Annotated in this window: 22 protein-coding genes; 13 read left to right on the top strand and 9 right to left on the bottom strand. The window is 62.8% G+C overall.

Going from position 1 to position 24,441, the window contains the following annotated elements; genetic code table 11:
* Nucleotides 1-18: 18 nt before the first annotated feature.
* The gene (locus tag C2L64_RS29610; RefSeq protein ID WP_007580959.1) at nucleotides 19-945 is read right to left on the bottom strand and encodes a LysR family transcriptional regulator; all 927 of its coding nucleotides are present in this window, start codon (nucleotides 943-945) and stop codon (nucleotides 19-21) included.
* 146 nt (nucleotides 946-1,091) lie between these two features.
* On the opposite strand from C2L64_RS29610, the gene C2L64_RS29605 reads away from it, so the two are divergent.
* Nucleotides 1,092-2,507, top strand: coding sequence for an MmgE/PrpD family protein (locus C2L64_RS29605; protein WP_007580957.1), 1,416 nt, complete (start codon nucleotides 1,092-1,094; stop codon nucleotides 2,505-2,507).
* Nucleotides 2,508-2,599: 92 nt separating this feature from the next.
* A complete protein-coding gene (locus C2L64_RS29600) occupies nucleotides 2,600-3,955 on the top strand; it encodes an MFS transporter (protein WP_007580955.1) in 1,356 nt (451 codons plus the stop codon).
* 790 nt (nucleotides 3,956-4,745) lie between these two features.
* Here C2L64_RS29600 and C2L64_RS29590 read toward each other — a convergent pair.
* A complete protein-coding gene (locus tag C2L64_RS29590) occupies nucleotides 4,746-5,675 on the bottom strand; it encodes a LysR family transcriptional regulator (RefSeq protein WP_007580951.1) in 930 nt (309 codons plus the stop codon).
* A gap of 195 nt (nucleotides 5,676-5,870) precedes the next feature.
* Here C2L64_RS29590 and C2L64_RS29585 point away from each other — a divergent pair, with 195 nt between their 5' ends.
* Together C2L64_RS29585 and C2L64_RS29580 are read left to right on the top strand one after the other, a co-directional pair.
* Nucleotides 5,871-7,193 (top strand): cation:dicarboxylate symporter family transporter, encoded by a 1,323-nt coding sequence (locus tag C2L64_RS29585; protein WP_007580949.1) that lies wholly within the window; start codon nucleotides 5,871-5,873, stop codon nucleotides 7,191-7,193.
* 36 nt (nucleotides 7,194-7,229) lie between these two features.
* The gene (locus tag C2L64_RS29580; protein ID WP_007580947.1) at nucleotides 7,230-8,507 is read left to right on the top strand and encodes an aminotransferase class V-fold PLP-dependent enzyme; all 1,278 of its coding nucleotides are present in this window, start codon (nucleotides 7,230-7,232) and stop codon (nucleotides 8,505-8,507) included.
* Between the two features lie 171 nt (nucleotides 8,508-8,678).
* Here C2L64_RS29580 and C2L64_RS29575 read toward each other — a convergent pair whose 3' ends face one another.
* The gene (locus tag C2L64_RS29575; RefSeq protein ID WP_007580945.1) at nucleotides 8,679-8,963 is read right to left on the bottom strand and encodes a hypothetical protein; all 285 of its coding nucleotides are present in this window, start codon (nucleotides 8,961-8,963) and stop codon (nucleotides 8,679-8,681) included.
* A gap of 368 nt (nucleotides 8,964-9,331) precedes the next feature.
* The gene (locus tag C2L64_RS29570; protein WP_007580943.1) at nucleotides 9,332-9,772 is read right to left on the bottom strand and encodes an RDD family protein; all 441 of its coding nucleotides are present in this window, start codon (nucleotides 9,770-9,772) and stop codon (nucleotides 9,332-9,334) included.
* 303 nt (nucleotides 9,773-10,075) lie between these two features.
* On the opposite strand from C2L64_RS29570, the gene ku reads away from it, so the two are divergent.
* Together ku and C2L64_RS29560 are read left to right on the top strand one after the other, a co-directional pair.
* Complete coding sequence (gene ku, locus C2L64_RS29565) at nucleotides 10,076-11,011, top strand: non-homologous end joining protein Ku (protein WP_007580941.1); 936 nt, start codon at nucleotides 10,076-10,078, stop codon at nucleotides 11,009-11,011.
* Entirely contained in the window at nucleotides 11,008-11,850 is an 843-nt protein-coding gene (locus tag C2L64_RS29560; RefSeq protein WP_007580940.1) for a tetratricopeptide repeat protein, read from the top strand. The genes ku and C2L64_RS29560 overlap by 4 nt, the downstream gene beginning before the upstream one ends.
* A 66-nt stretch (nucleotides 11,851-11,916) precedes the next feature.
* Here C2L64_RS29560 and C2L64_RS29555 read toward each other — a convergent pair whose 3' ends face one another.
* Both C2L64_RS29555 and C2L64_RS29550 read right to left on the bottom strand, forming a co-directional pair.
* Nucleotides 11,917-12,399 (bottom strand): PRC-barrel domain-containing protein, encoded by a 483-nt coding sequence (locus C2L64_RS29555; protein ID WP_007580938.1) that lies wholly within the window; start codon nucleotides 12,397-12,399, stop codon nucleotides 11,917-11,919.
* A gap of 202 nt (nucleotides 12,400-12,601) precedes the next feature.
* Nucleotides 12,602-12,913, bottom strand: coding sequence for a hypothetical protein (locus C2L64_RS29550; RefSeq protein ID WP_007580936.1), 312 nt, complete (start codon nucleotides 12,911-12,913; stop codon nucleotides 12,602-12,604).
* 445 nt (nucleotides 12,914-13,358) lie between these two features.
* Here C2L64_RS29550 and C2L64_RS29545 point away from each other — a divergent pair, with 445 nt between their 5' ends.
* From C2L64_RS29545 to C2L64_RS29515, 7 genes are all read left to right on the top strand, one after another.
* Nucleotides 13,359-14,198: a MetQ/NlpA family ABC transporter substrate-binding protein gene (locus tag C2L64_RS29545; RefSeq protein WP_007580934.1), complete on the top strand. Its 840-nt coding sequence runs from the start codon at nucleotides 13,359-13,361 to the stop codon at nucleotides 14,196-14,198.
* A 77-nt stretch (nucleotides 14,199-14,275) separates the two neighbouring features.
* On the top strand, nucleotides 14,276-15,445 hold the full coding sequence (locus C2L64_RS29540; RefSeq protein WP_007580932.1) for a methionine ABC transporter ATP-binding protein: 1,170 nt from the start codon (nucleotides 14,276-14,278) through the stop codon (nucleotides 15,443-15,445).
* Complete coding sequence (locus C2L64_RS29535; RefSeq protein WP_007580930.1) at nucleotides 15,438-16,094, top strand: methionine ABC transporter permease; 657 nt, start codon at nucleotides 15,438-15,440, stop codon at nucleotides 16,092-16,094. Before C2L64_RS29540 ends, C2L64_RS29535 begins: the two co-directional genes overlap by 8 nt.
* A 272-nt stretch (nucleotides 16,095-16,366) precedes the next feature.
* Nucleotides 16,367-18,064 carry an ABC transporter substrate-binding protein gene (locus C2L64_RS29530; protein ID WP_007580928.1) on the top strand — a complete coding sequence of 566 codons (1,698 nt, stop codon included), beginning with the start codon at nucleotides 16,367-16,369 and terminating at the stop codon, nucleotides 18,062-18,064.
* 1 nt (nucleotide 18,065) lies between these two features.
* The gene (locus tag C2L64_RS29525) at nucleotides 18,066-18,995 is read left to right on the top strand and encodes an ABC transporter permease (RefSeq protein WP_007580926.1); all 930 of its coding nucleotides are present in this window, start codon (nucleotides 18,066-18,068) and stop codon (nucleotides 18,993-18,995) included.
* Nucleotides 18,992-19,852, top strand: a complete 861-nt coding sequence (locus C2L64_RS29520) for an ABC transporter permease (RefSeq protein ID WP_007580924.1) — start codon at nucleotides 18,992-18,994, stop codon at nucleotides 19,850-19,852. The genes C2L64_RS29525 and C2L64_RS29520 overlap by 4 nt, the downstream gene beginning before the upstream one ends.
* The gene (locus C2L64_RS29515) at nucleotides 19,849-21,642 is read left to right on the top strand and encodes a dipeptide ABC transporter ATP-binding protein (RefSeq protein ID WP_007580922.1); all 1,794 of its coding nucleotides are present in this window, start codon (nucleotides 19,849-19,851) and stop codon (nucleotides 21,640-21,642) included. The genes C2L64_RS29520 and C2L64_RS29515 overlap by 4 nt, the downstream gene beginning before the upstream one ends.
* Nucleotides 21,643-21,674: 32 nt before the next feature.
* Here the strand turns inward: C2L64_RS29515 and C2L64_RS29510 are convergent, their stop codons facing one another.
* The 3 genes from C2L64_RS29510 to C2L64_RS29500 form a co-directional block, all read right to left on the bottom strand.
* Nucleotides 21,675-22,697, bottom strand: a complete 1,023-nt coding sequence (locus C2L64_RS29510; RefSeq protein ID WP_039900303.1) for a MerR family transcriptional regulator — start codon at nucleotides 22,695-22,697, stop codon at nucleotides 21,675-21,677.
* 165 nt (nucleotides 22,698-22,862) lie between these two features.
* The gene (locus tag C2L64_RS29505; RefSeq protein ID WP_007580919.1) at nucleotides 22,863-23,708 is read right to left on the bottom strand and encodes an amino acid ABC transporter permease; all 846 of its coding nucleotides are present in this window, start codon (nucleotides 23,706-23,708) and stop codon (nucleotides 22,863-22,865) included.
* Nucleotides 23,698-24,441, bottom strand: a complete 744-nt coding sequence (locus tag C2L64_RS29500; RefSeq protein ID WP_007580918.1) for an amino acid ABC transporter permease — start codon at nucleotides 24,439-24,441, stop codon at nucleotides 23,698-23,700. The genes C2L64_RS29505 and C2L64_RS29500 overlap by 11 nt, the downstream gene beginning before the upstream one ends.

Genomic DNA, 24,441 nt, shown 5'->3' with positions numbered 1-24,441 from the left:
GCACACACCTGTCTTTCATCACTCCGGCTGCATCATCGAAGGATCGAGCGGCGCCATTCTGCGCAGCGCGAGACGAAAGTCCCGCGCGACTGCCGACAGCACTGCATCGCGTCGCCGGATCAAACCGATTGTGCGCGCAACCGTCGGCTCGACAAGCGGACGAATGGCGATTCGCGATTGCGTGTCGCGCGGCGCCGCGCAGCGCGGAATGATCGAGATACCGAGCCCCGCTTCGACGAGTCCGAGCGACGTCGTCAGATGTTCAATTTCGATCAGCCGGTCCGGACGCCAGTCGATGTCGCGCAACGCGGCATCGAGCATGCGCCGGTTGCCGCTCGTCGTGCCCGACACGATCAGCGGCCACGGGCGCAGCTCGCGCCACGCAACATGCTCGCTCTTCGCGAGCGGATGATCGGCGGGGCAGGCGAGCACGTACGGGTCCACCAGCAGTTCGTCGATGGCGAGCTCCGGCGTTTCGTTGACGAGAAACGCGATGCCGAACTCCGCGTCGCCGTCGGCGACACGCCGCGCGACCGTCGCAAGATCGGTTTCGAGCAGTCGCAGCCGCACCTCGGGCCGCCGCCGGTGATAGCTGCCGACGATCTTCGGCAACAAAAACTTCGCAACGGTGGGAATGCACGCGATGGTCAACTGACCCGTGCGGATGCGCGTCGCTTGCGTGACGAGCTGCAGCGACGCATCGAGTTCGCGCAGCACACTTTGCGCGCGCGGCAGCAGCAATTCGCCCGACGCGGTGAGCGCGACCGTGCGCGTCGTGCGCTCGAACAGCATCAGGTCGAGTGCTTCTTCGAGCCGCTTGATACGGCGTGTCAAAGCGGACGCGGACAGGCTCAGTTCGATGGCGGCATCGTTGAACGACGCGTGCGATGCAACGGCAACAAAAGCGCGAAGCGCGTCGAGATCGACGCCGGGAAAGCGGTTCATGAGCCCTCATGTACAGGCGATTTCGCGGACTGCCCACTCTTGCGTGTGACGCAATAATAATCACACCGCGTGCAATTCACAAACGCCCGTCGCGTGCGGATACTGGTCATCAAATTTCCACTTCGCGCCAGTGCGCCCGACACGCGATGAACCAGCACCACGACATCGGCACAAACCCCTACACCGGCGGCGTAGCGGCATTCGTCGCGCAATTGCGTTACGACGCGATTCCTCACGAAGTGATCGCGCGCATCAAGTTGTTGCTGCTCGACTCCATCGGCTGCGCGTTGTTCGGCTCGGCGCTCGAATGGAGCCGCATCCTCGCCGAAACGCTCGCGCGCGTCGACACGACCCCGGGGTGCACCGTATGGGGCACGCCGATGAAGCTGTCCGCGCCGCACGCCGCGCTCGTGAACGGCACGCTGATCCAGAGCTTCGAACTCGACGACGTGCATCGCGCAGGCGTGCTGCATGTCGGTGCCGTCACGTTGCCCGCCGTGCTCGCCGTCGCCGAGACGCTGCCCGCCGATGCGCGCATGAGCGGCCGCGATTTTCTGCGCGCCTGTGTGGCCGGTTATGAAGTGGGGCCGCGCGTCGGCATGTGCATGGGCCCTGAACATATTGCGCAGGGCTGGCATTCGGGCGCGACGGTCGGCGTGTTTTCCGCGGCGGCGGGCGCGGCGGCGGCGCTGCGCCTCGACACCGCGCAGACTGTGCATGCGCTCGGTATCGGTGGCACGCAGTCGGCGGGCCTGATGGCCGCGCAATTCGGCGCGATGGTCAAGCGCATGCATGCCGGGCGCGCCGCGCAAAGCGGGCTGTACGGCGCGCTGCTGGCGCAGAACGGCTTCACCGGCATCGTCGATGTGTTCGAGAACACGTACGGCGGTTTTTGCAGCACGTTCTCGCGCTCGACAGACCGCTACGACCTGACGCAACTGATCGACGGACTCGGCGAGCGCTTCGAGACGATGAACATTGCGCTGAAGTTCTACTCGTGCGTCGGCAGCAACCACACGACGCTCGACGCGATCCGCGCCATGCAGGCGCGCCATCCGTTCGGCGCGGACGACGTCGAGTGCATCGTCGTGCACGGCTCGCGCGTGACGGTCGATCATGTCGGCTGGCCGTATGTGCCGCAGGGCCTGACGTCCGCGCAACTCAACCTGCCGTACTGCGTCGCGACGCTGTTGCTCGAAGGCGATGTGTTCGTCGACCAGTTCAGCGAAGCGAAGGTGGCGGACCCGCAGCGCATGGCGCTGGCGAACCGCGTGCAGGTGCTCGAAGACCCGGCCATCACCGCACGCGGCCGCGGCGCGCGTCACACCGTGCGCGTCGAGGCGATGCTGCGCGACGGCACGCGGCTCGAAGAAACTGTCGAGTCGCAACGCGGCAGCGAGCATGCATTCGCGAGCGAAGCGGAAATCATCGACAAGATGACGAAGCTTGCCGGGCATCGTGTCGACAGTGAGCAGATCGAACGCATCGTCGAGTGGATCATGCACGCCGAGAGCAAGACGGACGCGGCAGAACTCGTGCGCCTGCTCTCGACGCGAGGCTAGCGCCAGGGCGCACGCAGTACCGCAGGCACTACGCGAGCAGCACCGCAGCAAGCACAAAGCGAAGCGGCCCGATAGCCGCAAGGAGACACAGGATGGCCGCAACGCCGCATGATCTGACGCTTCAGGCTTCCCCCGCCGCGCGGCGCGAGCGGTTGCGCTCGATCATCGGCGGCAGCGCGGGCAATGTGATCGAGTGGTATGACTTTCTCGCGTATTCGATCTTCTCGATCTATTTCAGCAAGGCCTTTTTCCCCGGCGGCAATCAGACGGCGCAACTGCTGAACGCGGCTGCCGTCGCCGCGATCGGTTATGTGGTGAGACCGCTCGGCAGCTGGGCGATCGGCGCGCTCGCGGATCGCCACGGACGGCGCGTCGCGTTGAGCTTGTCGGTGGCGATGATGAGCGTCGGCTCGCTGATCATCGCGCTCACGCCGACTTACGCGACGATCGGCGTCGCGGCGCCAGCAGTGCTCGTCTGCGCGCGTCTGCTGCAAGGCTTCAGCATGGGCGGCGAGGCGGGCACGAGCGCCACGTACCTGAGCGAAATGGCGCCGACGGGACGGCGCGGCTTCTTCGTCGGCTTCGTGCAGGTGACGGTGGTGATGGGACAGCTCGTTGCACTCGCGCTGATGCTCGTGTTGCAGCGCTTCGCGCTGACGCCGACGCAGCTCGAAGAATGGGGCTGGCGCATACCGTTCGCGATCGGCGGCGCGCTCGCCGTGTTCGCGCTGTATCTGAGGCGCGGCATCGCGGAGACGGACGCGTTCGAGCGCGCCGATACGCTCGCCGCCGGCCAGGCGTCACGCGAGTCGGAGCGCGGCAGCCTGCTTGCGCTGCTCGTCCGGCATCGCATGCAAACGCTATGGACGATCGGCATCAGCATCGGCGGCACGGTTGCGTTCTATACGTTCACGATCTATCTGCAGAAGTACATGGTCAACACGACGGGCTTCAGCCGCGATACCGCGACGCTGATCGCGACCGTCGCGCTCGTGATCTACATGTGCTTCCAGCCGCTCTACGGACTGCTGTCGGATGTGGTCGGGCGGCGGCCCGTCATGCTGATCTTCGGCATCGGCGGCACGTTCTGCACGGTGCCGCTGATGCACGCGCTCGGCAGCACGCACAGCGTGTGGGCCGCCTTCGCGCTGAACCTCGCGGCGCTCGCCATCCTGAGCGGCTTCTCGTCGATCCATTGGCTCGTGAAGTCGGAACTGTTCCCGGCGAAGCTGCGCGCGCTCGGCGTCGGCCTGCCGTTTGCGGTGGTGTCGTCGGTGATGGGCGGCACGACCGAATATCTCGCGCTTAAGTTCAAGCATGCGGGCCACGAGTCTTGGTTCTTCTACTACGTGAGCGCGTGCGCCGCGGTTTCGCTCGTCACGTATTGGCTGATGCCGGAAACGCGGCATCGTTCGGTCATCGATGAAGAAGCGCGCGGCCAGGGTTGACGCGCTTCGATTCAGCAATGCTATCGGCGCGGTATCCGGGTTCCCGCGTTTCCGCCCATCACAACATCGCTGAAAAAGGTGCCAGAACGCGTGCGATTTTTATTTTGCAATGCACCATAGAGGGTGTACTATAGGGTTAATACCTAGGCAATAACCCCTGAATGGAGTTTGCAATGAGCTACGCTACTGCTACCTCGACGGCTACGAAAGGCGGTTTCCTTGCCCGTGTACGCGAATTTTTCGCTGACGCGTGGCGTACCCATCTGGAAGTGTGCGAAATCATGGCCGAATCGCATCGTCGGCCGCGCTAAGACTGTCGCTCGACCGCGTGCACACGCGGTTCAGGCGGGGCGCCACGAAGTGGCGAACGCGCATCGCGCCGGCGCTTCAGCCGCCGACAGGCACGGGCTGGTTTCAGTTTCCGTTGCAATCCACATGTCGGCCAGTGCCACGTCCTCGCAACACGCGATTGGCGGGATTCCACCAGTGCGATGACGTACCTTCGCGGGCACACGCAGATTCGCCCCATGCACATGGCGATGCCCATCGGCATCGACGTAGGTGCGATAGAAAGCAACACGCATAGCTGGAGCGTACGCGCGATTCATCGTCGGTCACGACACCGCATGCAGTACTGTGTGATGCCTGAACGCGTTGTCAGGACACCCAGCATCGGTGCGGGAACCCAGAAAAAACCCGGGATGGCGCCGACGGTCGCGCGACGCTTGCGCGCGAATCGACGCGGGCGAGTCCAAGGGCCAAATAGACACCACCTGATCTCACGCGATCGCTATTGCGCAGGGTCCGGTTGCGGCATCCCTGGGTCGAGCAGATTCGAACTGAAATCGCACGATTGCGCGGCCAGCCTCGCGATGGCCGCGCTCAACGAATGCGACTGGTCTGCCCGATGCATCGCGATGTATTTCACGGGCGGCAGCGCGGGCCTTGTCGGCACGATCACGAGCGCACGCCGCTCCAGCATATGTCGCAGGCAGGCTTTAGGCAGATAGCTGACGCCGAGCCCCGACAACGTCAGACCGATTTGTGCGATGAGGCTATTGCTCGCCAGCACTTTTTGAAGGCTGACGCCGTGGTCCTGCAAAAAGCGGCTATACACATAGCCGGTGCCGGACAACCCGCCTTGCAGGATCAGAGGATACTTCGCGATCTCCGTGATCGGGATTGCCGTCTTGCGCGGCGCGAGGCTCGCGGCACACATCCACGCGTTGTCGACCTGGCCAACGGCCGTGGTCGCATACGGTTCCGTGCTCTGGGTCTGCGGCACGATGATCACATCGATGGTGTCGCTGGCGAGCCGCTCACGCAACGTCGCATTCAGTTCAACTTCCGCTTCCACCTTCACTTTCGGATATTCCGCCTGTATCGCTGAGACGAGGCGGGGCAGCCATGTCAGCGCCGTGAGTTCCGTGACGCCGATGCGTATCTGTCTCACGAGCGCCTCTTTCGAACTGACGCGCTCGACGATCTGATCGCGGCGCTCCAGCAACTCCTTCGCGTACTCGAAAAACTCAGCCCCCTTTTTGGTCAGGCGCGCGCTGCGATGGGCGCGGTCGAACACCACGAGATCGAAAGCACGCTCAAGCTCCTGCACACGTTTGGAAACCGCCGACTGGGTCGTATTCAGACGCGTCGCCGCAGCCTCGAACGATCCCAGTTGCACGATCCAGTACAGCGCTTCCATCTGCTTGAAGGTCAGCATCGCGTTGCCATTAAATGAATAAAAGCGATATGTTCGCATAGAAAAAAATCGCTTTTTTTGTTTATTCTGGATGCTTATGGTTTCGACATCGAGCTGAAACACAGCGCATGCGGGACGGGCTCGACCGAGCGCGCTCGAAAGAAGGCACGCCGCCTCCCGCGTCAATCCATATCAATCGGTCCGTCTGGAGAACGCATGGAATCCGTGATCGAAACACCGCCTGCCGAACTCATCGAGCGCAAGCCGCGCATCGGCCTGGCTTGGCAAATACTGATCGGCCTCGTCGTCGGCATTGCAGTCGGCGTCGTGCTGAACCGCTTTCCTCAAATGTGTGATTCGGTTGTGACAGGCTTTCTGCAGCCTGCCGGCGACATTTTCATCCGGCTCATCAAGATGGTCGTCGTGCCCATCGTATTCACCAGTATGGTGGCCGGCATTGCAGGTGTGGGAGATGGACGCTCGCTTGGGCGCATCGGCCTGAAGACGCTGGTGTATTTCGAGGTCGTCACGACGATCGCCATCGTGCTGGGGCTCGTGCTCGGCAATGTGTTGCAGCCGGGCGTCGGCACCGACATGTCGCAACTCGGCCACACGGACATCTCGCATCTCCAGCAAGCCACGCAGACGCAAGGCCATCACGGCTTCATGTCCTTGCTGCTGAATATCATCCCCGACAATGTCGTCGCGTCGATGGGGCGAGGCGATCTGTTGCCTGTCATCTTCTTCTCGGTGCTGTTCGGGCTCGGCTTGCAGTCCGTGCCGGCGGAGTACAGAAAGCCCGTGCTCGCCACGCTGAAGGGCATCGGCGACGCGATGTTCAAGGTCACGGGCATGGTGATGCGCTACGCGCCGTTCGGCGTGTGCGCGCTGATCGCGGTGACCGTCGCGAACTTCGGTTTCGGATCGCTGCTGCCGCTGGTCAAGCTGGTCGCGGTGACGTATCTCGCGATCATTCTGTTCGCGGTCTTCGTGCTCGGCGTCACCGCGCGCCTGTTCGGCTTCAATATCTTCACGCTGCTCAAGGTCATCAAGGATGAACTGATCATTGCCTTTTCGACGTGCAGTTCGGCCACTGTGCTGCCGCAGTTGATGAAGAAGATGGAAGACTTCGGCGTGCCCAAGAGCATTACCACCTTCGTCGTACCGACGGGCTACACCTTTAACCTCGATGGCGCATCCATCTATCTGGGCATTGGAACGTTGTTCGTCGCGCAACTGTACGGCGTGCATCTCGGCTTGCAGGAACAGATCGTCCTGATCCTGACGATGGTGGTGACGTCGAAAGGCGCTGCTGGTGTGCCGGGCTTCATGTTCGTGATCCTGCTGACGACACTCGCCAGCGCCGGCTTGCCGCTCGAAGGGCTCGCGTTCATCGCGGGCGTGGACCGGATCATGGACATGGGACGCACTGCGTTGAATGTCGTGGGCAACGCGCTGGCGCCGCTCGTCATCGCGAAGTGGGAAGGACAGTACGACGCGGAAAAAGGCAAGGCGTATCTCGCGTCGCTCGACGCCTGAACGCAGGTAAAAGCACCCTATCGAGGAGCATTTCAGATGAGCAGCAACCAGGGGCAGTTCTTTCCCGAGTCCCTCATGCAGGAGATCAAGAGCCGGTTCCATTTCGTCGATCACGACATGGACGGGCGCGAGCGGCTCTTCTTCGACAACGCGGGCGGTTCGTTCCGGCTCAAGGCGGCGCTGGAGGCGTTTGCAAGCGTCGACGCGCTGCCGGATTGTCCGGAGCGCATCCACGAGCGCGCGCGTTACCTGCAAGACGTTCAGGCGCGCGGCGAAGAGGATATCCGGCGCATCTTCAATGCGCGAGGTGGCAGTATCTATCCGTCTCTGACAGCGTCGGCCGCGATGTTCGAGATGGTGCGCGCCGTGATGGAGAACGTGCCCGGCACGAATGCCGTCACGACGATACTCGAACATCCGTCGTCGTTCGATGCCATGAAGCTGTATTGCGAACGCACCGGAAAAGCGCTGCGCATCGCGCCGAGCGATCCGGAAACAGGGGGCGTGGATGTCGATGCGATCGTGTCGCTGATCGACGCAGACACGGTACTCCTGAGCGTGATGTACGCGTCGAACATTTCGGGCGCGAAGCTCGATATCGCTGCCATCGTGGAGCGTGCGCGCGCAAAGCGGCCGGATCTTTTCATTATCGTCGATGCCGTGCAGCACGCGCCGCATGCGGTAATTGACCTGCAGAAAACGCCCGTCGACGGCATCAACGTCGCGCCGTACAAGTTCTTTGGATGCAGAGGTTCGGGCATCGCGTGGTTGTCCGGGCGGCTGGCGGAACTGCCGCATCATCGTCTCGAAGCGAAGCAGAAGGGCGTATGGGAACTCGGCAGTCCCGCGCCTGCGCAGTTTGCGGTGGTCAGCGCGATCGTCGATTACGTCGCATGGATCGGCGGGCAATCCAGCGATGCGGAAGACCGTCGAGAACTATTCGTGCAAGGGATGCAGCGCATCGAGAGCCACGAACGCGCGCTGCTTGCGGCGTTGCTCGATGGCACGGACGGGCAATGCGGGTTGCGAGCGATGAAGGGCGTGCGCGTATTCTGGGATCACGACGACCTGACGAAGCGCGATCTGATTGCCGGCATCGGATTTGACCGTCTCGATCCCGCCGCCGCCGTGCGTGAATACGAAAAGCGCGGTGTGATCGTGTACGAGCGGATCGGCACGAGCCTTTACTCCGGGCGCATGTTGAAGTCGTTCGGCCTGGAGGGCGCTGTGCGCGTCTCGCCGCTGCATTGCCATACCGCTCGCGATATAGCTCGCTTCCTCGCGGTGACAGAGGAACTTGCGCTGATCGACTAACCCGCGTGCCGGATTGCGTGTGAAGTTTTAACTGGCGGCTGTCGTCTCTGGACGGTAGCCCTCGAACCGCACACGCCACACAAACGGCATCCCTTGTTGCGGGGAGAGTGGACCGGACAATCAGTTTCGCTCGATCGGGGCATGCGCTGCCAGCCTCGGACGCTACTGCAACTACTGACTGGTCTTTACATTATCAACACCTTCAACGGGTGTCATGCCGGGCATATCCGTTGTGTTCCCGGTTGCCTTTCGGGACATATCGCCGGGTATCCGGTTCCACGGGCTGGACACGGGCTCACTGTGATACGTCATCCCTGCCGTCGCCGCACCGTGAGCACCGCCGCTACCGTTTCCGCCGTTGCCGTTCCCTCCGGCGTACGCGAACGTTGCCGCGCATCCGTAAAGCGCGGCGACAAAAGCTTGCGCCAACTGAACTTTCCACGTTGCGTGTTTCATAGCATGACTCCTGGGCGTGCCAGCGCACATTTCCGTGTCGCTGGATTCAATGTGCCGCTGAACAGGATGCTTGCATAGCGGCGAAGTGCAAGCGCTCGATACGTTTCGCTTTCGATGCCCGTCGTATGCCGGAGGTGACTGAACGCCGCCTGGCCGCGCCATGGGAACGCCGTTGGGGGCCTTGTCGCGGGCATCGTTCTGACCTCGTATACGGCGTGCATAGCGCAACGGATGCAAAACGACTACCTATCCCGGCAAGGGAAATCGACTTCAGGACGTAGATCCACCTAGTTGTGCTCTGAGAGCGTCGGCGCGACAACGCAAAAGCCTCCCGCATCTGCAATATCGCGCCGCGTCTTCCGGGTGGCTCAAGTCCCGACGTGCTCGCGAATTTCATCCTCGACCACAGTCGTATTGGCTATCCGGTCATGTAACGTCTGCTTCCGGTCGTTAAACAGCACCCACAGGAATCCGGCACCGCAAGTCGCGAAGGTCAGGAGATATCCGAGTGTGCGCAGACCCGCTTGTCGCACGGTCATCGCGCGTCCGGTATCGGCATCCACGATCCGAAGACGCAACGCGCGTTTGCCGGGTGACGTGCCCCATACAGCCCACATGACGCCCGTCAACAGGATGGGAAGGCATTGGCCGATGGCTAGCCAGAAAAGGATGGTCGCAACGTAGGACTCGGGTGCCAGCAGGATGTCCTCTGTCGAGGGTCCGAGCGGGACGAGCAGCACGATGGCAGTCCACCAGATTGAATCGATCGTCAGCGCTGTCGCGCGCCGCGAGTAGGAGGCATATCGCATCGGAAGGTGGTGTGGGGTCGAAATCGGGCTCGATACGCAAAGACTGTCGAGGCTGTCCGGGCTATTCGCCAGTATGCCGGAGTCCGCAAGACCTCTATCCGGCGGACCTCGCCTCATGCGGTTCCGCGCCATTGAAGGGGCGATATGCAGGTTGGTCGTAGAATAGGCACGTCAAGTGCTCAACTGCTCGACGAACGGGTGCGGCACGGCGTCCAGTCAAGGCCGCGCCCAGCCGCCCGGGTCGACGAGCCGGATCTTCGTACCCGCCGTTCGACCGCATCCGGTGGCCACCAGGAGAATGTCATGACAGCGCGTTCAATCGCATCTCTCACGCTTTCCTTCGGGCTGGTCTCCATTCCGGTGAAGCTGTATTCGGCGACCGAAACTGCCTCTGGAGTCGGCTTCCATCTGCTGACGCCAGAGGGCGGTCGCGTGAAGCAACAGTACATTTCCGAGGCCACGGGCGAAGTCGTGGCGCGGGTAGACATGAAGAAGGGATACGAATTCGAGAAGGGCCAATTCGTCGTCTTCGCACCGGAAGAGCTCAAAGCCCTGGAAGAAGGTGCGACGCACGTTGTAGAAATTGTCTCTTTTGTCCCGGAAAAATCAGTCGACCCACTCTATTACGACAAGGCCTACTTCATCGCTCCCGACAAACGCGGCGGCAAACCATACTGCCTTCTGCAGCAAGCCATGCGAGAAAGTGAACGCTGCGCATTGGCCAAATGGTCGTCCAAGGGCAAGACCCGTATCGTTCAGATACGGCCGGCCGATGAAGGCATGGTTTTCCAGCAGTTGTTGTTCGCAGATGAAGTGCGCGGACTGGCCGACTTGCACATCGAGCAGATAGCCGTGACCGATACCGAGTTGCAACTCGCGCTGCAGATAATTGATCAGGTTTCAGAGGATGCCTATGACCCGTCGGCATACGAAGACGAGGAAAAGAAGCGGATTCTGGAAGCCATAGACCGGAAGATTGCCGGTAAGCAGATCGTGTCGCCAGAAGCGTCTGCCGAGGACTCGGGCGGTCAGGTAATCGACCTGATGGAGGCGCTTCGCGCGAGCCTCAGCGCCAACAAGACGAAGAGAACCGGGCCAGCGAAGACGCCTGCGTCAAAGAAAGCTGCGCCTGTTGATGTCGCGGTGCTTGCGAGCAAACCCCGTCGGCCCGCCAGGCGAGCCGCATCGACGCCCGAAGTCAAAGAAGCGCCGCCGGCAAAGGTTCGAGCCCGAAAGTGAGCAGCCGCAATCAATCACACGATTACTCGCTGCGCAGCCTTCAATCGTTGCTCGGCGTTTCGCGACGTGTGCTTTCCGGGCTAATCGCAGCCGGATTCGTGGAGCCTTCTCGCGGTCGGCGCAACGAGTTGCGCTTTACGTTCCAGGACGTCGTCGTTCTGCGCACAGCATTTCAGTTGCAAGCGGCGAAAATCACCTCCCGCAAGATTTTGCGCGCGCTTGCCAAGCTGAAGGCCGACCTTCCGGAAGAGCTCCCCCTTTCCGGCATTCGTATCACGGCCGTCGGCGACACCATTGCGGTCAAGACGGGGCAATCCCAATGGGACGCGACCTCAGGGCAGCATCTGCTCGATTTCGAGGTCGCACCGCTTCGGGGCGACGTTGCGTTTCTTGACACTGCGCCCCGCACGCTGCGAAGCAGAGAGCAACAGGCCGAGGAATGGTTCGCCCTGGCAGAGCAACTCGCCGGTTCAGACGTGGTCGGCGCGGAGCAGGCGTACCGCAAGGTGCTTGAGTTGGCCGACGCACCGCACTACCACGCTTACACTAATCTCGGTGTGCTGCTTTGCGAGACCGAAACGCGTTGCGAAGAAGCGCTGTCCGTGTTCGAGCGCGCGCTAGCGCATTTTCCAGACGATGCGCTGCTGCATTTCAACCGCGCTGTCGCTCTGGAGGAACTGAAACGCTACGGGGAAGCGATGGAAGGCTACGAGCGATGCCTCCAGCTCGACCCCGCGCATGCCGACGCGCATTTCAACCTTGCCCGGCTCAGTGAGATACGCGGCGACCAGCAGGGGCTCTTGCGGCATCTCAGCGCGTATCGCAGGCTCATCGGTTGACCGTGAATTGCGCCCGCTGCCAGCGGCGGGCGTTACGGCCATGCTTCATCGAGGTTGTCCAGACAGTTACAGATTGCTGGGCCGTCCCTCTACCGCATCACGCGTGGCGTCCCAGTAAGGCTGTTGCCGGTAGTATTGATGGACGGACGAACCCCATTGCGGGTCTGCCATCGAGGGCCAGTGGTCCTTGTCAAATCCGGGCGCGTTTTTGATTTCGTCTGCCATCAGGTTGACGAGGAAGACTTTTTCATCGACGTTCAGCGTCAGTGCGCTCCATGGAATGGCGTGAAGCGTCGTTCCCATGCCGAGAAAGCCGCCTTCGGATAGCACGGCATACGCAATCCGTCCGTCACGAACGTCGAGCATGATGTCCGAAATTTTGCCGACATGCTCGCCGTCGGCCGTTACCACCTTGGTTCCATCGAGTGTGGATGCAGCCATCACGTCCGGCCCCGGGCCGTCGCCGACGCCAATACCGACAATACCCGCACCCTGGTCCGCCGATTGTGACTGGGACTGTGACTGCATGTTGGGGTCGAGTGGTGTCATGATTTTGCTCCTGATGGGTAGACTTCCTGTAGCGCAATGCGCATGCCCACGCAGGATGCTGACAGCCAGCAGTCGCAAGTTGGACTGAAACGCGGACGGCTCATTGGGCCACTACTTCAGCCCATAAGCGTTGATGGGAAAAGGAAACGGCTGGGCACCCTACCGGGTGTGGGGTATGTCGCCCATGGCCGGGTGCTGTCAGTTAGCTACGCTTTCCTTTGAGGGTGAAGGGCGCCAACAGGGACTCGATGTCGAGTTGATGCCCTTGAAGAAGCAGCAATCGTGCATGGAGCACGGTGTTTTCAAGGACGAGCTTTGCGGTGCTCAGCAGATACAACGCATGAATATCGGAGACGGACATGCCGGTCTCCACGTTGTGGTGACGTTCAACGAGCGAACTGACAATGAGGCGCTTGAGTTCCTGCTCTCCAAACGGCAGGTCCGCGTAGTCGATGGGATCTTCTGCTTCGACTTCTCCGAGCATGTCGACAAGCGTTTCGGTGCTCACTTCCATGAGTCCTCCCCGGGACGAAGGTCAAGGTCGGCGTAGCCAACAAACGTCATCCTGCACCCACAGATTACTCATTCAATTAAATGTAGTCCAGCGGTGGCGATGACGGTTGAATGTCAAATCGAGAACTCAGCTTGAAAAAGAACCCCGTCGACTGACGCTCACATATCGCGTTTCGCGATTTCCATTTGCTAATCGCTTGGTAGACCGCTTTTCTGCGCCCCTCTATGATCGTTTGACCTCATTTGGAGAGAGGCGATGATTCATCCCATGACCCGTCCAATTTCCCGCTGTCGCCGCTGATCCAGCGCGGCGGCCGTCCGCACGCGGCGCCCAGCGTCGGCGGACAGACAGTCTTCCCGAGCATTGCGATCCCATCGAGGCGTAACCAACACGCCCGTATTCGCACGCGCCCGGAACCGGAACATCCCATTGTCGAGAGTAGAGCATGAGTCAATTTGTGTCCGCATTAAGGCGTGTCTTCTTTGCGCGGAACAGGCCGGCAATCCACGCCATCCTCGTTGCGTTCGCGTTCAATGCCGCTCCCGCTTTTGCCGCCGACACGTCGACCCTAAAGATCGGCACGGCAACCAGCCCGCAAATCGAAGCGTTGAAAATCGCGGCTCAGGAGGCCAAACAGCAAGGCCTCGACGTCAAGATCATCGAATTCACGGACTGGAATACGCCGAACGCCGCACTCGCCAACAAGGACATCGACGTCAACTATTTCCAGCACATTCCCTTCCTCGAAAACGCGAAGAAGCAGGGCGGATACGACTTCGTGCCGATCGCGCCTGGCACGATCATGAAGATCGGTTTGTATTCGAAGAAGGTCAAGCGCTTCGAAGATCTCAAGGATGGTGCGACGGTTGCGATTGCGAACGACCCCGTCAACGGCGGTCGCGGACTGTTGCTGCTGCAACGCGCCGGACTCATCAAGCTGAAGCCGGGTGTCGACTACCGCGCGACCACACTGGATATCGTCGATAACCCGAAGCACCTGAAGATCGTTGCGCTCGAAGCGTCACAGTTGGCGCGCTCGCTCGACGACGTCGACCTCGCGCAGGGCTACCCGAGCTTCATCAAGCTCGCAGGCACGACCGACCCGAATAGCGCATTGCTTTTCGATGGCCTCGAAAACAAGAACTTCGCGATTCAATGGGTGGTGCGTCCGGAAAGCGCCAACGACCCCCGCATCCGCAAGTTCATTTCGATCTATCAGCATTCGCCCGCCGTGCGCGCAGCGCTCGACAAGGCGTTCGGCAACCTGTACGCCGTTGCGTGGTGATGCGACGTTCGTTGCGGGCCGCACGCGCGTGCCCGATGCGCTCGCGTGAACCAGCCGCCTGAAAAGGAACCGACGATATGACCCATCTGCTCGACGTAGCGGGTTTCATCGAAGAGACCCCGGCGCTTGCCATCAAGCCGGCGCCGCGGGACGACACCGCGCCCGCCGTCGTCTTCGACGATGCAGGCAAGGTATTTTCCAAAGCACATGGCGAGCATTCAATCGCATTGGCGAACGTGCGGCTGGATGTTCGCCGTGGCGGGATATTCGGTATCATCGGCCGCAGCGGCGCCGGTAAATCGACGCTGCTACGTCTGGTCAATGGACTCGAAAAGCCGACGTCGGGCGCGGTGCGCGTGAACGGCGTGAGCGTCGGCGAACTCGACGAGCGCGGGCTCGTTGCGTTGCGGCGGCGCATCGGCATGGTTTTTCAGCACTTCAATCTGTTGTCGGCGAAAACGGTGTACGACAATATCGCGTTGCCGCTCAGGATCGCGGGCGTGCCCAAAGCAGCCATCGAGAAGAAAGTCGCTGCCCTGCTCGAACTCGTCGGCTTGTCGGCGAAGCGCAATGCGTATCCGGCGAGTCTTTCAGGCGGGCAGAAGCAGCGTGTCGGCATTGCACGCGCGCTGGTGCATGATCCCGACATTCTGCTGTGCGACGAAGCGACCTCCGCGCTCGACCCGGAAACGACGCAGTCCATTCTCGGGCTGCTGCGCGATATCAACCGGCGTCTCGGTCTCACGATCGTCCTCATCACGCACGAGATGGCCGTGATACGCGAAGTGTGCGATACCGTCGCCGTGATCGAACAGGGCGCCGTAGTCGAAACGGGTGCAGTGTGGCGGGTGTTCGGCGCGCCGCAGCACGATGCGACGCGCGCGCTGTTGCGCACGCTGGTGCACGATCTTCCGGACGATCTCGCCGCACGCATCAAGCCCGCGAGCGATGATGCATTGCCGCGCGATGCCACCGATGTTCTGCTCGACGTGCGCTACACGGGCGCCAACGGCCACGATCCGGATCTCACGGCGCTGAGCGCGGCGTTGACCGTGGACGGCGGCCGCGTGAGCTTCGTGCACGGCGGCATCGATCGCATTCAGGGTCATGCGCAGGGGCGTCTCGTGGTGGCGGCGCAATTGTCCGGGCCTGAGCGCGAGGCAGGCGCGTTCGCGAGCCGCATCGCCGCACTGATCGAGCGTGCGCGGCGACACGCGGATCACGTGGAGGTACTCGGCTATGTCTGAACTCTGGCTTTCGGAGCTGACGGGCGCGATTCGCGACACGGTGCTGATGGTCGGCATTTCGGCGTTCGTCGCGCTGATCGTCGGCATTCCGCTCGCGCTGGTGCTGGTCACGACCACGCGCGGCGGCATCTACGAACGGCGGGCCGTGAATTCGACACTCGGCGCGCTCGTCAATGCATTTCGCTCGACGCCCTTCATCATCCTGCTCGTCGCGCTGTTGCCGCTCACGCGCGTGCTGGTCGGCACGACGATCGGCGTATGGGCTGCGATCGTGCCGCTCTCCATCGCGGCGATTCCGTTCTTTGCGCGCGTCGCGGAAGTGAGCCTGCGCGAGGTGGATCGCGGTCTCATCGAAGCAGCACAAGCGATGGGCGCGCAGCGCCGCCACATCATCTGGCACGTGCTGCTGCCGGAAGCACTGCCGGGCATTCTGGGCGGATTCACGATCACGGTCGTCGCGATGATCGGCTCGTCGGCGATGGCGGGCGCCGTCGGCGCGGGCGGGCTCGGCGATCTGGCGATCCGCTATGGCTACCAACGTTTCGACACGACCGTGATGGTGACGGTCATCGTGTTGCTGATCGCGATCGTCACGGCCGTGCAGTTTGCGGGCGACCGCCTGGTTCGTCGTCTTGCGCAACGCGTGTGAAACATTGACTACGTACGCCAGCCGGGTTCGCCGGAGACGAAAGGTTAGGATATCTTGCGCTTTGCAATTGAGTGAGTCTGCTAAGCAAGTGGCTATTCTCACGAAATAGAGAACATCACGGATATGGGCGGCGCGATATTGGCGTAAATCATCACCAAAGCGAGCGCGCTTTTCACATTGCGTACGCGTCAGCTATCGTTAGCAAGATTGATTCGTTGGAGAACGCGAAAGTCTTTAATTACGCTGTGGGATTAATCTCCCAACTTCTCCCGATGATTCACGACGCTTCTACCCGCGCACGCGCATTCAACCCGAAGAAAGCCACTTTCGCATTACTCGGCGCTCTGGCTGCCGGCGCTTTGCTCGCATTGAGCGGCTGCAGCAAATCGGACGCCGACACGACAACGCAACGCGCGCAATCATTGAAGCCTGTCGCGGGCGGCACGCTGACATGGGGCGTGACGACCGAGCCGGCATGTTTCGATCCGCACCGCGCTTCACAGCAGAACGCCTTCTGGGTTATCCGCAACTACATCGATTCGCTGATCAGCAAGAAGACGGACGGCACGTACGCGCCATGGCTCGCGAAATCGTGGACCGTGGCCGACGACGGCAAGAGCTACACGTTCAACTTGCGCGACGACGTGCATTTCACCGATGGCACGCCGTTCGATGCGAACGCCGTGAAAGCCAACTTCGATTACATCCTGAAGAACGTCAGTACGACGTCGGCATCCGCTTCATTGCTGGTGCATTTCGATCACGTCGAGGTGGTGTCGCCGTATGTCGCGCGTCTCGTGATGAAGCAGCCGGATTCCACGACACTGGAATCGCTGTCGAGCGTGAAGCTCGGCTTCATCTCGCCCAAGGCGCTCGCGGAAAACAAGGATCTGTGCGGTGGCGGCCCCGGCGTCGTCGGCACGGGGCCGTTCGTGTTCAGTGCTTACCAGCGCGGACAATCGGCGACCTTCACCCGCAACGCCGACTACAAGTGGGCGCCGGGGAATGCGCAACACCAGGGTACGGCATGGCTGGAGCACGTGACCTATCGCTTTCTTCCCGAAGCTGCCGTGCGCACGGGCGCGCTCAGTTCGGGTCAGGTCGACCTGATCGAAGGCGTGCAGCCGACGGACGCCGCCGTATTCGACAAGGTTGACGGCTTCCAGTACCTGACGGGGCCGTCCGCGACGACCTCGTTCACGCTGAACATCAACTACACGGTCCCGCCCGCCAGTGACGTCAACGTGCGTCGTGCGCTGCGCGATGGCTTCGATCTCGATGCGATCGTCAAGAGTGTCTATCTCGGCACGGTGCAGCGCGCATGGTCGAACATCGGGCCCGACAATCCCGACTACAACGCTGACCTCAAGCAGTCGTGGGGCAACGACGTCAAGCAGGCCAACCGTCTGCTGGACGAAGCAGGGTGGACGACGCGCGACAGCGAGGGCTTTCGCACGAAGGACGGCAAGCGGCTGTCGATCGAAGTCGGCTACCCGCAGCCCTATGTGCGCGATAGCCGCGACGTGCTGATCCGTGCTATCCAGTCGGCGCTGCGGCAAAACATCGGCCTCGATCTCGGGCTGCGCATCACCACGGCGGGCGACTTCGCGAACCAGAAGGCGACGGGCAACTGGACCATCTACCCGAACACCGACAATCCGTCGGATGTCGCGATGGAACTGTGGGACATGCTGGGCGACCAGGGCTTCCTCTATAACGCGATCAAAACCCCCGACCAGAGCATCGTCGATACGATCAACCGGGCGCGGCTGCTGCCCGTCAGCGACGAGCGCCGCAAGCTGCTCGCGTTCGCGCAGAAGCGCGCGGTCGACGAAGCGTTCATCGTGCCGCTCTTCGCGCCCGCCTACCATCTCGCGGCGAAGTCGACGGTCCACGGCGTAGGCTTCGAGCCGCAACTCGACGGCCCGGCGAGTGCGTACGAAATCTGGGTCGACAGGCAGGGAGGCTGACGTGCTGAAGCAGATCGTCACGCGCGTCTTGACGGGCGTACTGGTGATGTGGCTCGCGGCGACCACAGCGTTCCTCGCGATTCACGCGCTGCCGGGCCGGATCGAAGACGTGCTGGCGGGCGACCTCGCGTATCCGGGCTTGCGCGAGGCGATCGCCGCGCAGTGGGGCCTCGATCACAGTCTGCCGTGGCAATACGGAGAGTTCCTGCTGCGCCTCGCGCGGGGCGATCTCGGCACGTCGTTCGTCATGCAGCAGCCGGTGCTCGCCGTGCTCGGCAGCCAGTTGTGGCCGACCATCCAGCTCGCGTGCGCAGCGGGCGTGCTCGCCATCGTCCTCGCGCTGCTCGTCGCGACCTCGACGGCGGGTGTCGCTGCGGGACGCGGCGCCTGGGCGAGCCGCCTCGCGTCGGCGCTGGAATTGCTGTTCACGTCGTCGCCCGTGTTCTGGCTCGGGCTGTTGCTGCTAATCGCGTTCTCGTTTCACTGGCGGCTGTTTCCGGTGTCGGGCGCGGCCGGCTGGCGCTCGCTCGTGCTGCCCGCCGTCACGCTCGCGCTGCCGACGGCAGGCGTGCTGTCGCAGGTCATGCGCGAGGCGCTGGAGTCCGTGTTCGAACGGCCCTTCGTGACGACGGTGAGAGCGCGCGGGGTGTCCGAGTTCGCGCTGCGCACGCGGCATGTGTTGCGGCATGCGTTGTTGCCCGTCGTCACGCTGGGCGGCTGGCTGATCGGCGGCCTGCTGGGCGGCGCCGTGATCACCGAGAAGATGTTCGGCCGTCCCGGCATCGGCAGCGTGACGCTGACGGCGGTGACGTCGCAGGACGTGCCCGTCGTGCTCGCCGTCGTGCTGCTGGCCGCCTTCGTGCATGTCGCGATCTCGACGCTGCTCGACGTGCTGTATCTGTTCATCGATCCCAGGCTGCGCGCATCATGAGCGAGCTCGCATCTGTTGCCGTTGGACAGCAGCGCCGGTCCCTGCTTGCGAAGCGGCTGCCCGCAGCCGTGCTGGTGTCGGCTGCGTTTCTCGTCGCGCTCGCTTTCGCGATGGCCTTTCCGCGCGTCGTCACGCCTTACGATCCGCTCGTCAGCGATGTCGCGCACGCGATGCAGGCGCCCGGCGCCGGGCACTGGTTCGGGACGGACCGCATCGGCCGCGACGTGTTTGCGCGCGTCGTCTATGGCGCGCGCTATTCGCTGCTGATTGGCCTTGCCAGCATGATCGTCAGTTTGCTGATCGGTCTCGTGGTCGGCATGACGGCGGGGCTCGGACGGCGCGCCGTCGACGAGAGCGCGTCGCGCGTATTCGACGTGCTGTCGGCGTTTCCCCCTGTTCTGCTGTCGCTGTTCGTCGTGACCTTTCTCGGCCAGGGCATCGTCAACATCGCGGTGGCCGTCGGCATTGCGGGCATTCCAAAGTTCGGGCGCGTGCTGCGCGCGCAGACGCTGGTGGTGCGCCGCGCCGATTATGTGACGCATGCCGTCGTCTGGGGCCTGTCGCGCCGCCAGGTTTTTCTGCGCCACATCCTGCCGAACGTGCTGGCGGCCGTGCCCGTCATCGCGACCATCGATATCGGCAGCGCGATCATCGCCGTCTCCGGTCTCAGCTTTCTCGGTCTCGGCCCGCAACCGCCGACGCCCGAATGGGGTGTGATGCTCGCCGAAGGCCGCGACGTGCTGCGCGTCGCGTGGTGGCCGAGCGTGTTTCCCGGCATGGCGATCACGCTGACGGTGGTCGCGTTTTCCGTGATCGGCAAACATCTGTCCCGCGTCTATGGAGTCAAAGCGCGATGAAGAACGATTTCTCCACCGCGCGCACGCTCGTCGACGTGCGCGGACTCGAGATCGGTTTTGCCGATGCGAACGACGGCCAGCCGTTGGTGCGAGGCGTGGATCTGACGATTCGCGCGGGCGAATGCGTGGCGCTGGTCGGCGAGTCGGGCTCGGGGAAGAGTTTGACGGCGCGCAGCCTGATCGGCCTTGCCGGCCACGGCGCGCGAATCGCGGCGCGGCAGTTCGTGATCGACGGGCGACACGCATTGCAATTCCGCGAACGCGACTGGCGCAGCGTGCGCGGCGGGTTCGCGGGCCTCGTGATGCAGGACGCGCTGGTGTCGATCGATCCGTTGCGCACGGTTGGCGCCGAGATCGAAGAGACGCTTGCGCTGCACACGCCGTCAGGCTCGCGCAAGGCACGCCGGGCGCGCGTGCACGAGACGATGCGCGATGTCGGCATGCTGGAGCCGGAGCGCCGCGCGCAGCAGTATGCGCACGAGCTGTCGGGTGGCTTGCGGCAGCGGGCGTTGATCGCGTCGGCGATCGTCGCGGGCCCGGCGCTGGTGATCGCCGACGAGCCGACCACCGCGCTCGACGTGACCGTGCAGGCCCAGATTCTCGACGTGCTCGCCGCGCGCCTGCGCGAGGGTGTCGGCATGCTGCTGGTCTCTCACGATCTGGCCGTCGTGGCCGAGGTGGCGGACCGCGTGCTGGTCATGCATCGCGGCGAGGTCGTCGAAAGCGGCGCGACGCACGACGTGTTGACGAATCCCGCGCATGCCTACACGCGCCGGCTGATTGCCGCTCAGCCGTCCGCGCATTCGCACGGGCAGCGGCTGACGTCGGCGCGTCTCGATGCGGGTGCGCACAGTGCGCCGCAGGGGCGTGCCGATGCCGCGTCGCTGATCGTGCGCGACTCGTTGCCGCCGCGGCAAAGCGCTGCGCGCGAGACGCTGTTGCAGGTCGAAGCGCTCGGCAAGCGCTATGGGCGGCGAGGCGCGGGTAACTGGAACGCGGGTGGTGGAGCCGACACGGGCGATTTCGTCGCGCTCGACGACGTGTCGTTCGACGTGCAGCGCGGCGAAGTGGTCGGCATTGTCGGCGAATCGGGTTCGGGCAAGAGCACCTGCGCGAAGCTCGTGTTAGGGCTCGCGACGCCGTCCGCGGGCCATGTGCGGTTTCTCGGCACGCAGTGGAACGGCGAGGGCGTGCGCGAGCCAGCGCGCCGCGCGCTGCGCTCGAAGCTGCAGTACATTCCGCAAGACCCGCTCAGTTCGTTCGATCCACGCTACTGCGTGCGGCAATTGCTCGAGGAAGCGCTGTCGACGTCAGGCCTGGGCACGCAGCAGGTGCGGGACCGTAGCGTCGAACTGCTCGAACAGGTCGGGCTCGATGCGAGCCATCTTGAACGGCGGCCGCTATCGCTGTCGGGCGGACAGCGGCAGCGCGTGGCGATTGCTCGCGCGATTGCACCGCAGCCGGCGCTGATCGTCTGCGACGAGCCCGTGTCGGCGCTCGATGTGTACGTGCAGGCGCAGGTGCTCGATCTGCTCGGCACGTTGCAGGCTGAGCTGGGTTTGTCACTGCTGTTCATTTCGCACGATCTCGACGTGATCCGGCATGTCAGCGATCGCGTGCTCGTGTTCAAGGACGGACGCGTTGTCGAAGCGGGTGACGCGCAGCGGCTCTTCGTAGCGCCACGTCACGCTTACACGCGCCTGCTGATGTCGTCCGCTCCGTCGCTGCGGCGCGCGAAGGAGGAGGGTGCCGCCGGGCGCGTGCGTGAGGTCGAACCGCTTGCGGGATAAGCGCTTGCCTGCAAACGCCGTGCGGACGACGGTCACGCTGTTTCCGGACTGCGTGCGACTCTCGCACGCACCTCGGGCGATGCCAGGCAAGTGGCGACAGCCTCGTAGCCTGGCGCACCCGGGTACGGCGCCACGCGAGTAGGAGGACTGTGATTGGCGGGGCAAAGAATGATGGCTTCGTCGGGTCCGACTAACGCGAGATCCAGGATGGCCGACGAGCGCGTCAGCAGGAACAGGGGGCGTCCCGCTGTTTTCGCGCGATGGCGCAGATACGTGATCAGCGCTTCCTGGGTGGATTGATCGAGATTCTGTTCGATCATATCGACGATCAGCGCATGAGGCGCTTCACTTTCCAACCCGACGAGCAAAGCGGTCAGCGCTTTGGAAGCGCTTGCGCCTTCGTCGACGAGCCACGCCAACGCCTGATCGACGTGCGACTTGAGATCGGAATCGGCGTTCAGCAACGCAGCTGCCGAGGCGCCTTCATTGTCGAGCCGGTCGAGACCGAGGAACACCGCGCCTTCCAGCGTTTGGGCGAGGCGCCGCGCGAGCCGTGTCTTCCCGCTTCCCAGCGATCCGATGATGTAGTTCACGGGGCGAATGTCCCGCAACTCGAACCATTCCGCGCCCCAAGGCCACGGCAGTTCGAAACCGACCCGCGGGCCGGCCCGATCAAGCAGCCCGGCCAGTTCTCCACCGCCCGGCAACTGGCCTTGCGCGAGATCGGACTGGAGCCTTCGCACCTTGTCGATCCTCGCGACCAGTTCGCGAACCTGATTTCCCAGTGCGGTTTCGTGCGCTGCCAATGCGGCGCCCAAACCTCGAGGATCGCCATCCAGAACGCGGGCAACTTCGGCAAGGCTGAGGCCGAGCGCACGCAGGCCAACGACTTCGGCGGCACGAGCCATATCGCTGTCACGGTACGACCGATATCCCGCTGCCGTTCGGCCCGGACGTAGCAACCCTTGCTGTTCGTAAAGCCGTAACGCCTTGACGGATACGCCGAGTCGTCTGGCTGCCTCTGACGCGGTCAGACAGCGGGTGGAAGAAGTCATCAGTCACCTCTCTGTTAGTTGACGAGTGTCAGTTAGCATGAGGGTGACCCCAAGGGCAGGGTCAACAGGATTGTGCCGTGCGGTCCTGTCGTCGTGTCGAAATTTCGTGGAATTTGTTAGAGGTGGCCTGGCATCGCATTGCGTCCACCCTGCGAGCAATAATCCCTAAGGATTGGCAATTCGCTTCTCGAGCCACCGGGTGAAGAGCGAGATTGGATAGCAATAAGTGAAGAAGATAACCAGCGTCGCCAGATAAGTGAGGACGGTGAAGCTGGACCTCGCGACCGTGCTGCTTGCTACTTGCGCGGTGTCGATCAGATCGTGGATTCCGACCAGCGATGACAAGGCGGTGCCCATCGTGATGATGGCATACACGTTCATCCACGGCGGCAACATGCGGCGCACGCATTGTGGTAGCACGATATGCCGCAGAATCTGCGCGCGAGAGAATGCCAGTGAACCGGCGGCTTCCCATTGCGTGGTCGCTATCGATGCAACCGCGCCGCGAAATACCTCGGCGATGTTGGCGCTTGCGGGCAGCGCAAGTGCGAGCGTCACCTTGAGCCAGTCCGGAAACGGCAGCGTCTTGCCGAACAGGGTGAACTCGAACGGAAAGACATAAGTCGTGAAGTACACGAGCACCAGCCACGGCGCATTGCGGAAGGCCTGAACCCAGAATCGTGCGATGCGTCCCGGCAGCGAGGGCGCGAGTCCGAGCGCGCCAATCGCAAGACCGAGGATCGAGCCGATCGCCACCGCGCCGACGCTGATCAGTACGTTCAACGCGAAGCCATGCGCGAGCGCGGGTGCCCACTCGACGAAGCGCGCGAGCGTTTCGCCTCGTGAGCCCGAGTCAGGCGCGAACGTCCAGAGCAGCGCGCCGACGATCAGCACGCCGAGCGCGGCGGCGACGCCGGGGGCAGGTCCCCGTGCTCGCGTGATGCGGCGAGCACGCCCATCGCGGCGCGATTCGATATCGGAAAAGGGCGGTGCAGCCGATCTAGGCGCCATAACCGGGAATCCATAAACGTCGTTCGAGCCAGCGCCCCGCAAGGCTGACGAGCCATGTGAGCAAACCAAAGAACAACAGAATGACGATCATCAACGCGAGCACGTTGTCGCGCTGCGTCCAGATCATGATCGATTGATAAGTGACGTCGCCTACGGCAATCGCCGATGCAAGCGCCGTCGCCTTGACCAGCTCCACGAAGTTGTTCACGAGCGCCGGCAATGCCGTGCGAAGCGCCAGCGGCAATTCGATGCGCCAGAAGCGCGTCCTGCGATCGAAGCCGAGCGAGGCCGCACCTTCGAGCGTTTGCACGGGCAGCGCATCGAAGCCCGCACGCAATGCTTCCGCATGAAACGCGCCCTTGTGCAGCGACAACACCAGCACGACCCAGAAGAACGGCTTGAACGGGTTGTCGATGTGGCTCTCGCGCAGCCACTGCGTGATCAGCATGTTCAGCACGAGAAACGCGCAGTACAGCTGAACGAGCGTTGGCGTATTGCGCGTGAGCTCGACGAAGGCGCGCGCCGGCGCCGCGATCCATGCATTGCGATGACGCAGCGCGATGAGCAGCATCAAGCCCGCAAGCGCGCTGCCTGCTATCGTTGCGATGACCAGCTCGATGCTCACCACGATCCCGTGCAGAAACGGCACGCGCTCATAGGCGTCTAACAGAAAGCGATAGTCGAGGCCGGCGCGCGCGGCTGCGTCGATGAACGCATGAAGCGAGACAGCCAT

Source organism: Paraburkholderia hospita, from assembly GCF_002902965.1.
In the GTDB taxonomy this organism is placed as follows: Bacteria; Pseudomonadota; Gammaproteobacteria; order Burkholderiales; family Burkholderiaceae; genus Paraburkholderia; species Paraburkholderia hospita.
Note: the sequence above shows the minus strand (reverse complement) of the source record. Positions and strands in the feature narration are given on the sequence as shown.

Coding starts and splice junctions, on each gene's coding strand:
- C2L64_RS29610 (WP_007580959.1), bottom strand. CDS start 945: ATGAACCGCTTTCCCGGCGTCGATCTCGACGCGCTTCGCGCTTTTGTT.
- C2L64_RS29605 (WP_007580957.1), top strand. CDS start 1,092: ATGAACCAGCACCACGACATCGGCACAAACCCCTACACCGGCGGCGTA.
- C2L64_RS29600 (WP_007580955.1), top strand. CDS start 2,600: ATGGCCGCAACGCCGCATGATCTGACGCTTCAGGCTTCCCCCGCCGCG.
- C2L64_RS29590 (WP_007580951.1), bottom strand. CDS start 5,675: ATGCTGACCTTCAAGCAGATGGAAGCGCTGTACTGGATCGTGCAACTG.
- C2L64_RS29585 (WP_007580949.1), top strand. CDS start 5,871: ATGGAATCCGTGATCGAAACACCGCCTGCCGAACTCATCGAGCGCAAG.
- C2L64_RS29580 (WP_007580947.1), top strand. CDS start 7,230: ATGAGCAGCAACCAGGGGCAGTTCTTTCCCGAGTCCCTCATGCAGGAG.
- C2L64_RS29575 (WP_007580945.1), bottom strand. CDS start 8,963: ATGAAACACGCAACGTGGAAAGTTCAGTTGGCGCAAGCTTTTGTCGCC.
- C2L64_RS29570 (WP_007580943.1), bottom strand. CDS start 9,772: ATGCGATATGCCTCCTACTCGCGGCGCGCGACAGCGCTGACGATCGAT.
- ku (WP_007580941.1), top strand. CDS start 10,076: ATGACAGCGCGTTCAATCGCATCTCTCACGCTTTCCTTCGGGCTGGTC.
- C2L64_RS29555 (WP_007580938.1), bottom strand. CDS start 12,399: ATGACACCACTCGACCCCAACATGCAGTCACAGTCCCAGTCACAATCG.
- C2L64_RS29550 (WP_007580936.1), bottom strand. CDS start 12,913: ATGGAAGTGAGCACCGAAACGCTTGTCGACATGCTCGGAGAAGTCGAA.
- C2L64_RS29545 (WP_007580934.1), top strand. CDS start 13,359: ATGAGTCAATTTGTGTCCGCATTAAGGCGTGTCTTCTTTGCGCGGAAC.
- C2L64_RS29540 (WP_007580932.1), top strand. CDS start 14,276: ATGACCCATCTGCTCGACGTAGCGGGTTTCATCGAAGAGACCCCGGCG.
- C2L64_RS29535 (WP_007580930.1), top strand. CDS start 15,438: ATGTCTGAACTCTGGCTTTCGGAGCTGACGGGCGCGATTCGCGACACG.
- C2L64_RS29530 (WP_007580928.1), top strand. CDS start 16,367: ATGATTCACGACGCTTCTACCCGCGCACGCGCATTCAACCCGAAGAAA.
- C2L64_RS29520 (WP_007580924.1), top strand. CDS start 18,992: ATGAGCGAGCTCGCATCTGTTGCCGTTGGACAGCAGCGCCGGTCCCTG.
- C2L64_RS29515 (WP_007580922.1), top strand. CDS start 19,849: ATGAAGAACGATTTCTCCACCGCGCGCACGCTCGTCGACGTGCGCGGA.
- C2L64_RS29510 (WP_039900303.1), bottom strand. CDS start 22,697: ATGACTTCTTCCACCCGCTGTCTGACCGCGTCAGAGGCAGCCAGACGA.
- C2L64_RS29505 (WP_007580919.1), bottom strand. CDS start 23,708: ATGGCGCCTAGATCGGCTGCACCGCCCTTTTCCGATATCGAATCGCGC.
- C2L64_RS29500 (WP_007580918.1), bottom strand. CDS start 24,441: ATGGCTGTCTCGCTTCATGCGTTCATCGACGCAGCCGCGCGCGCCGGC.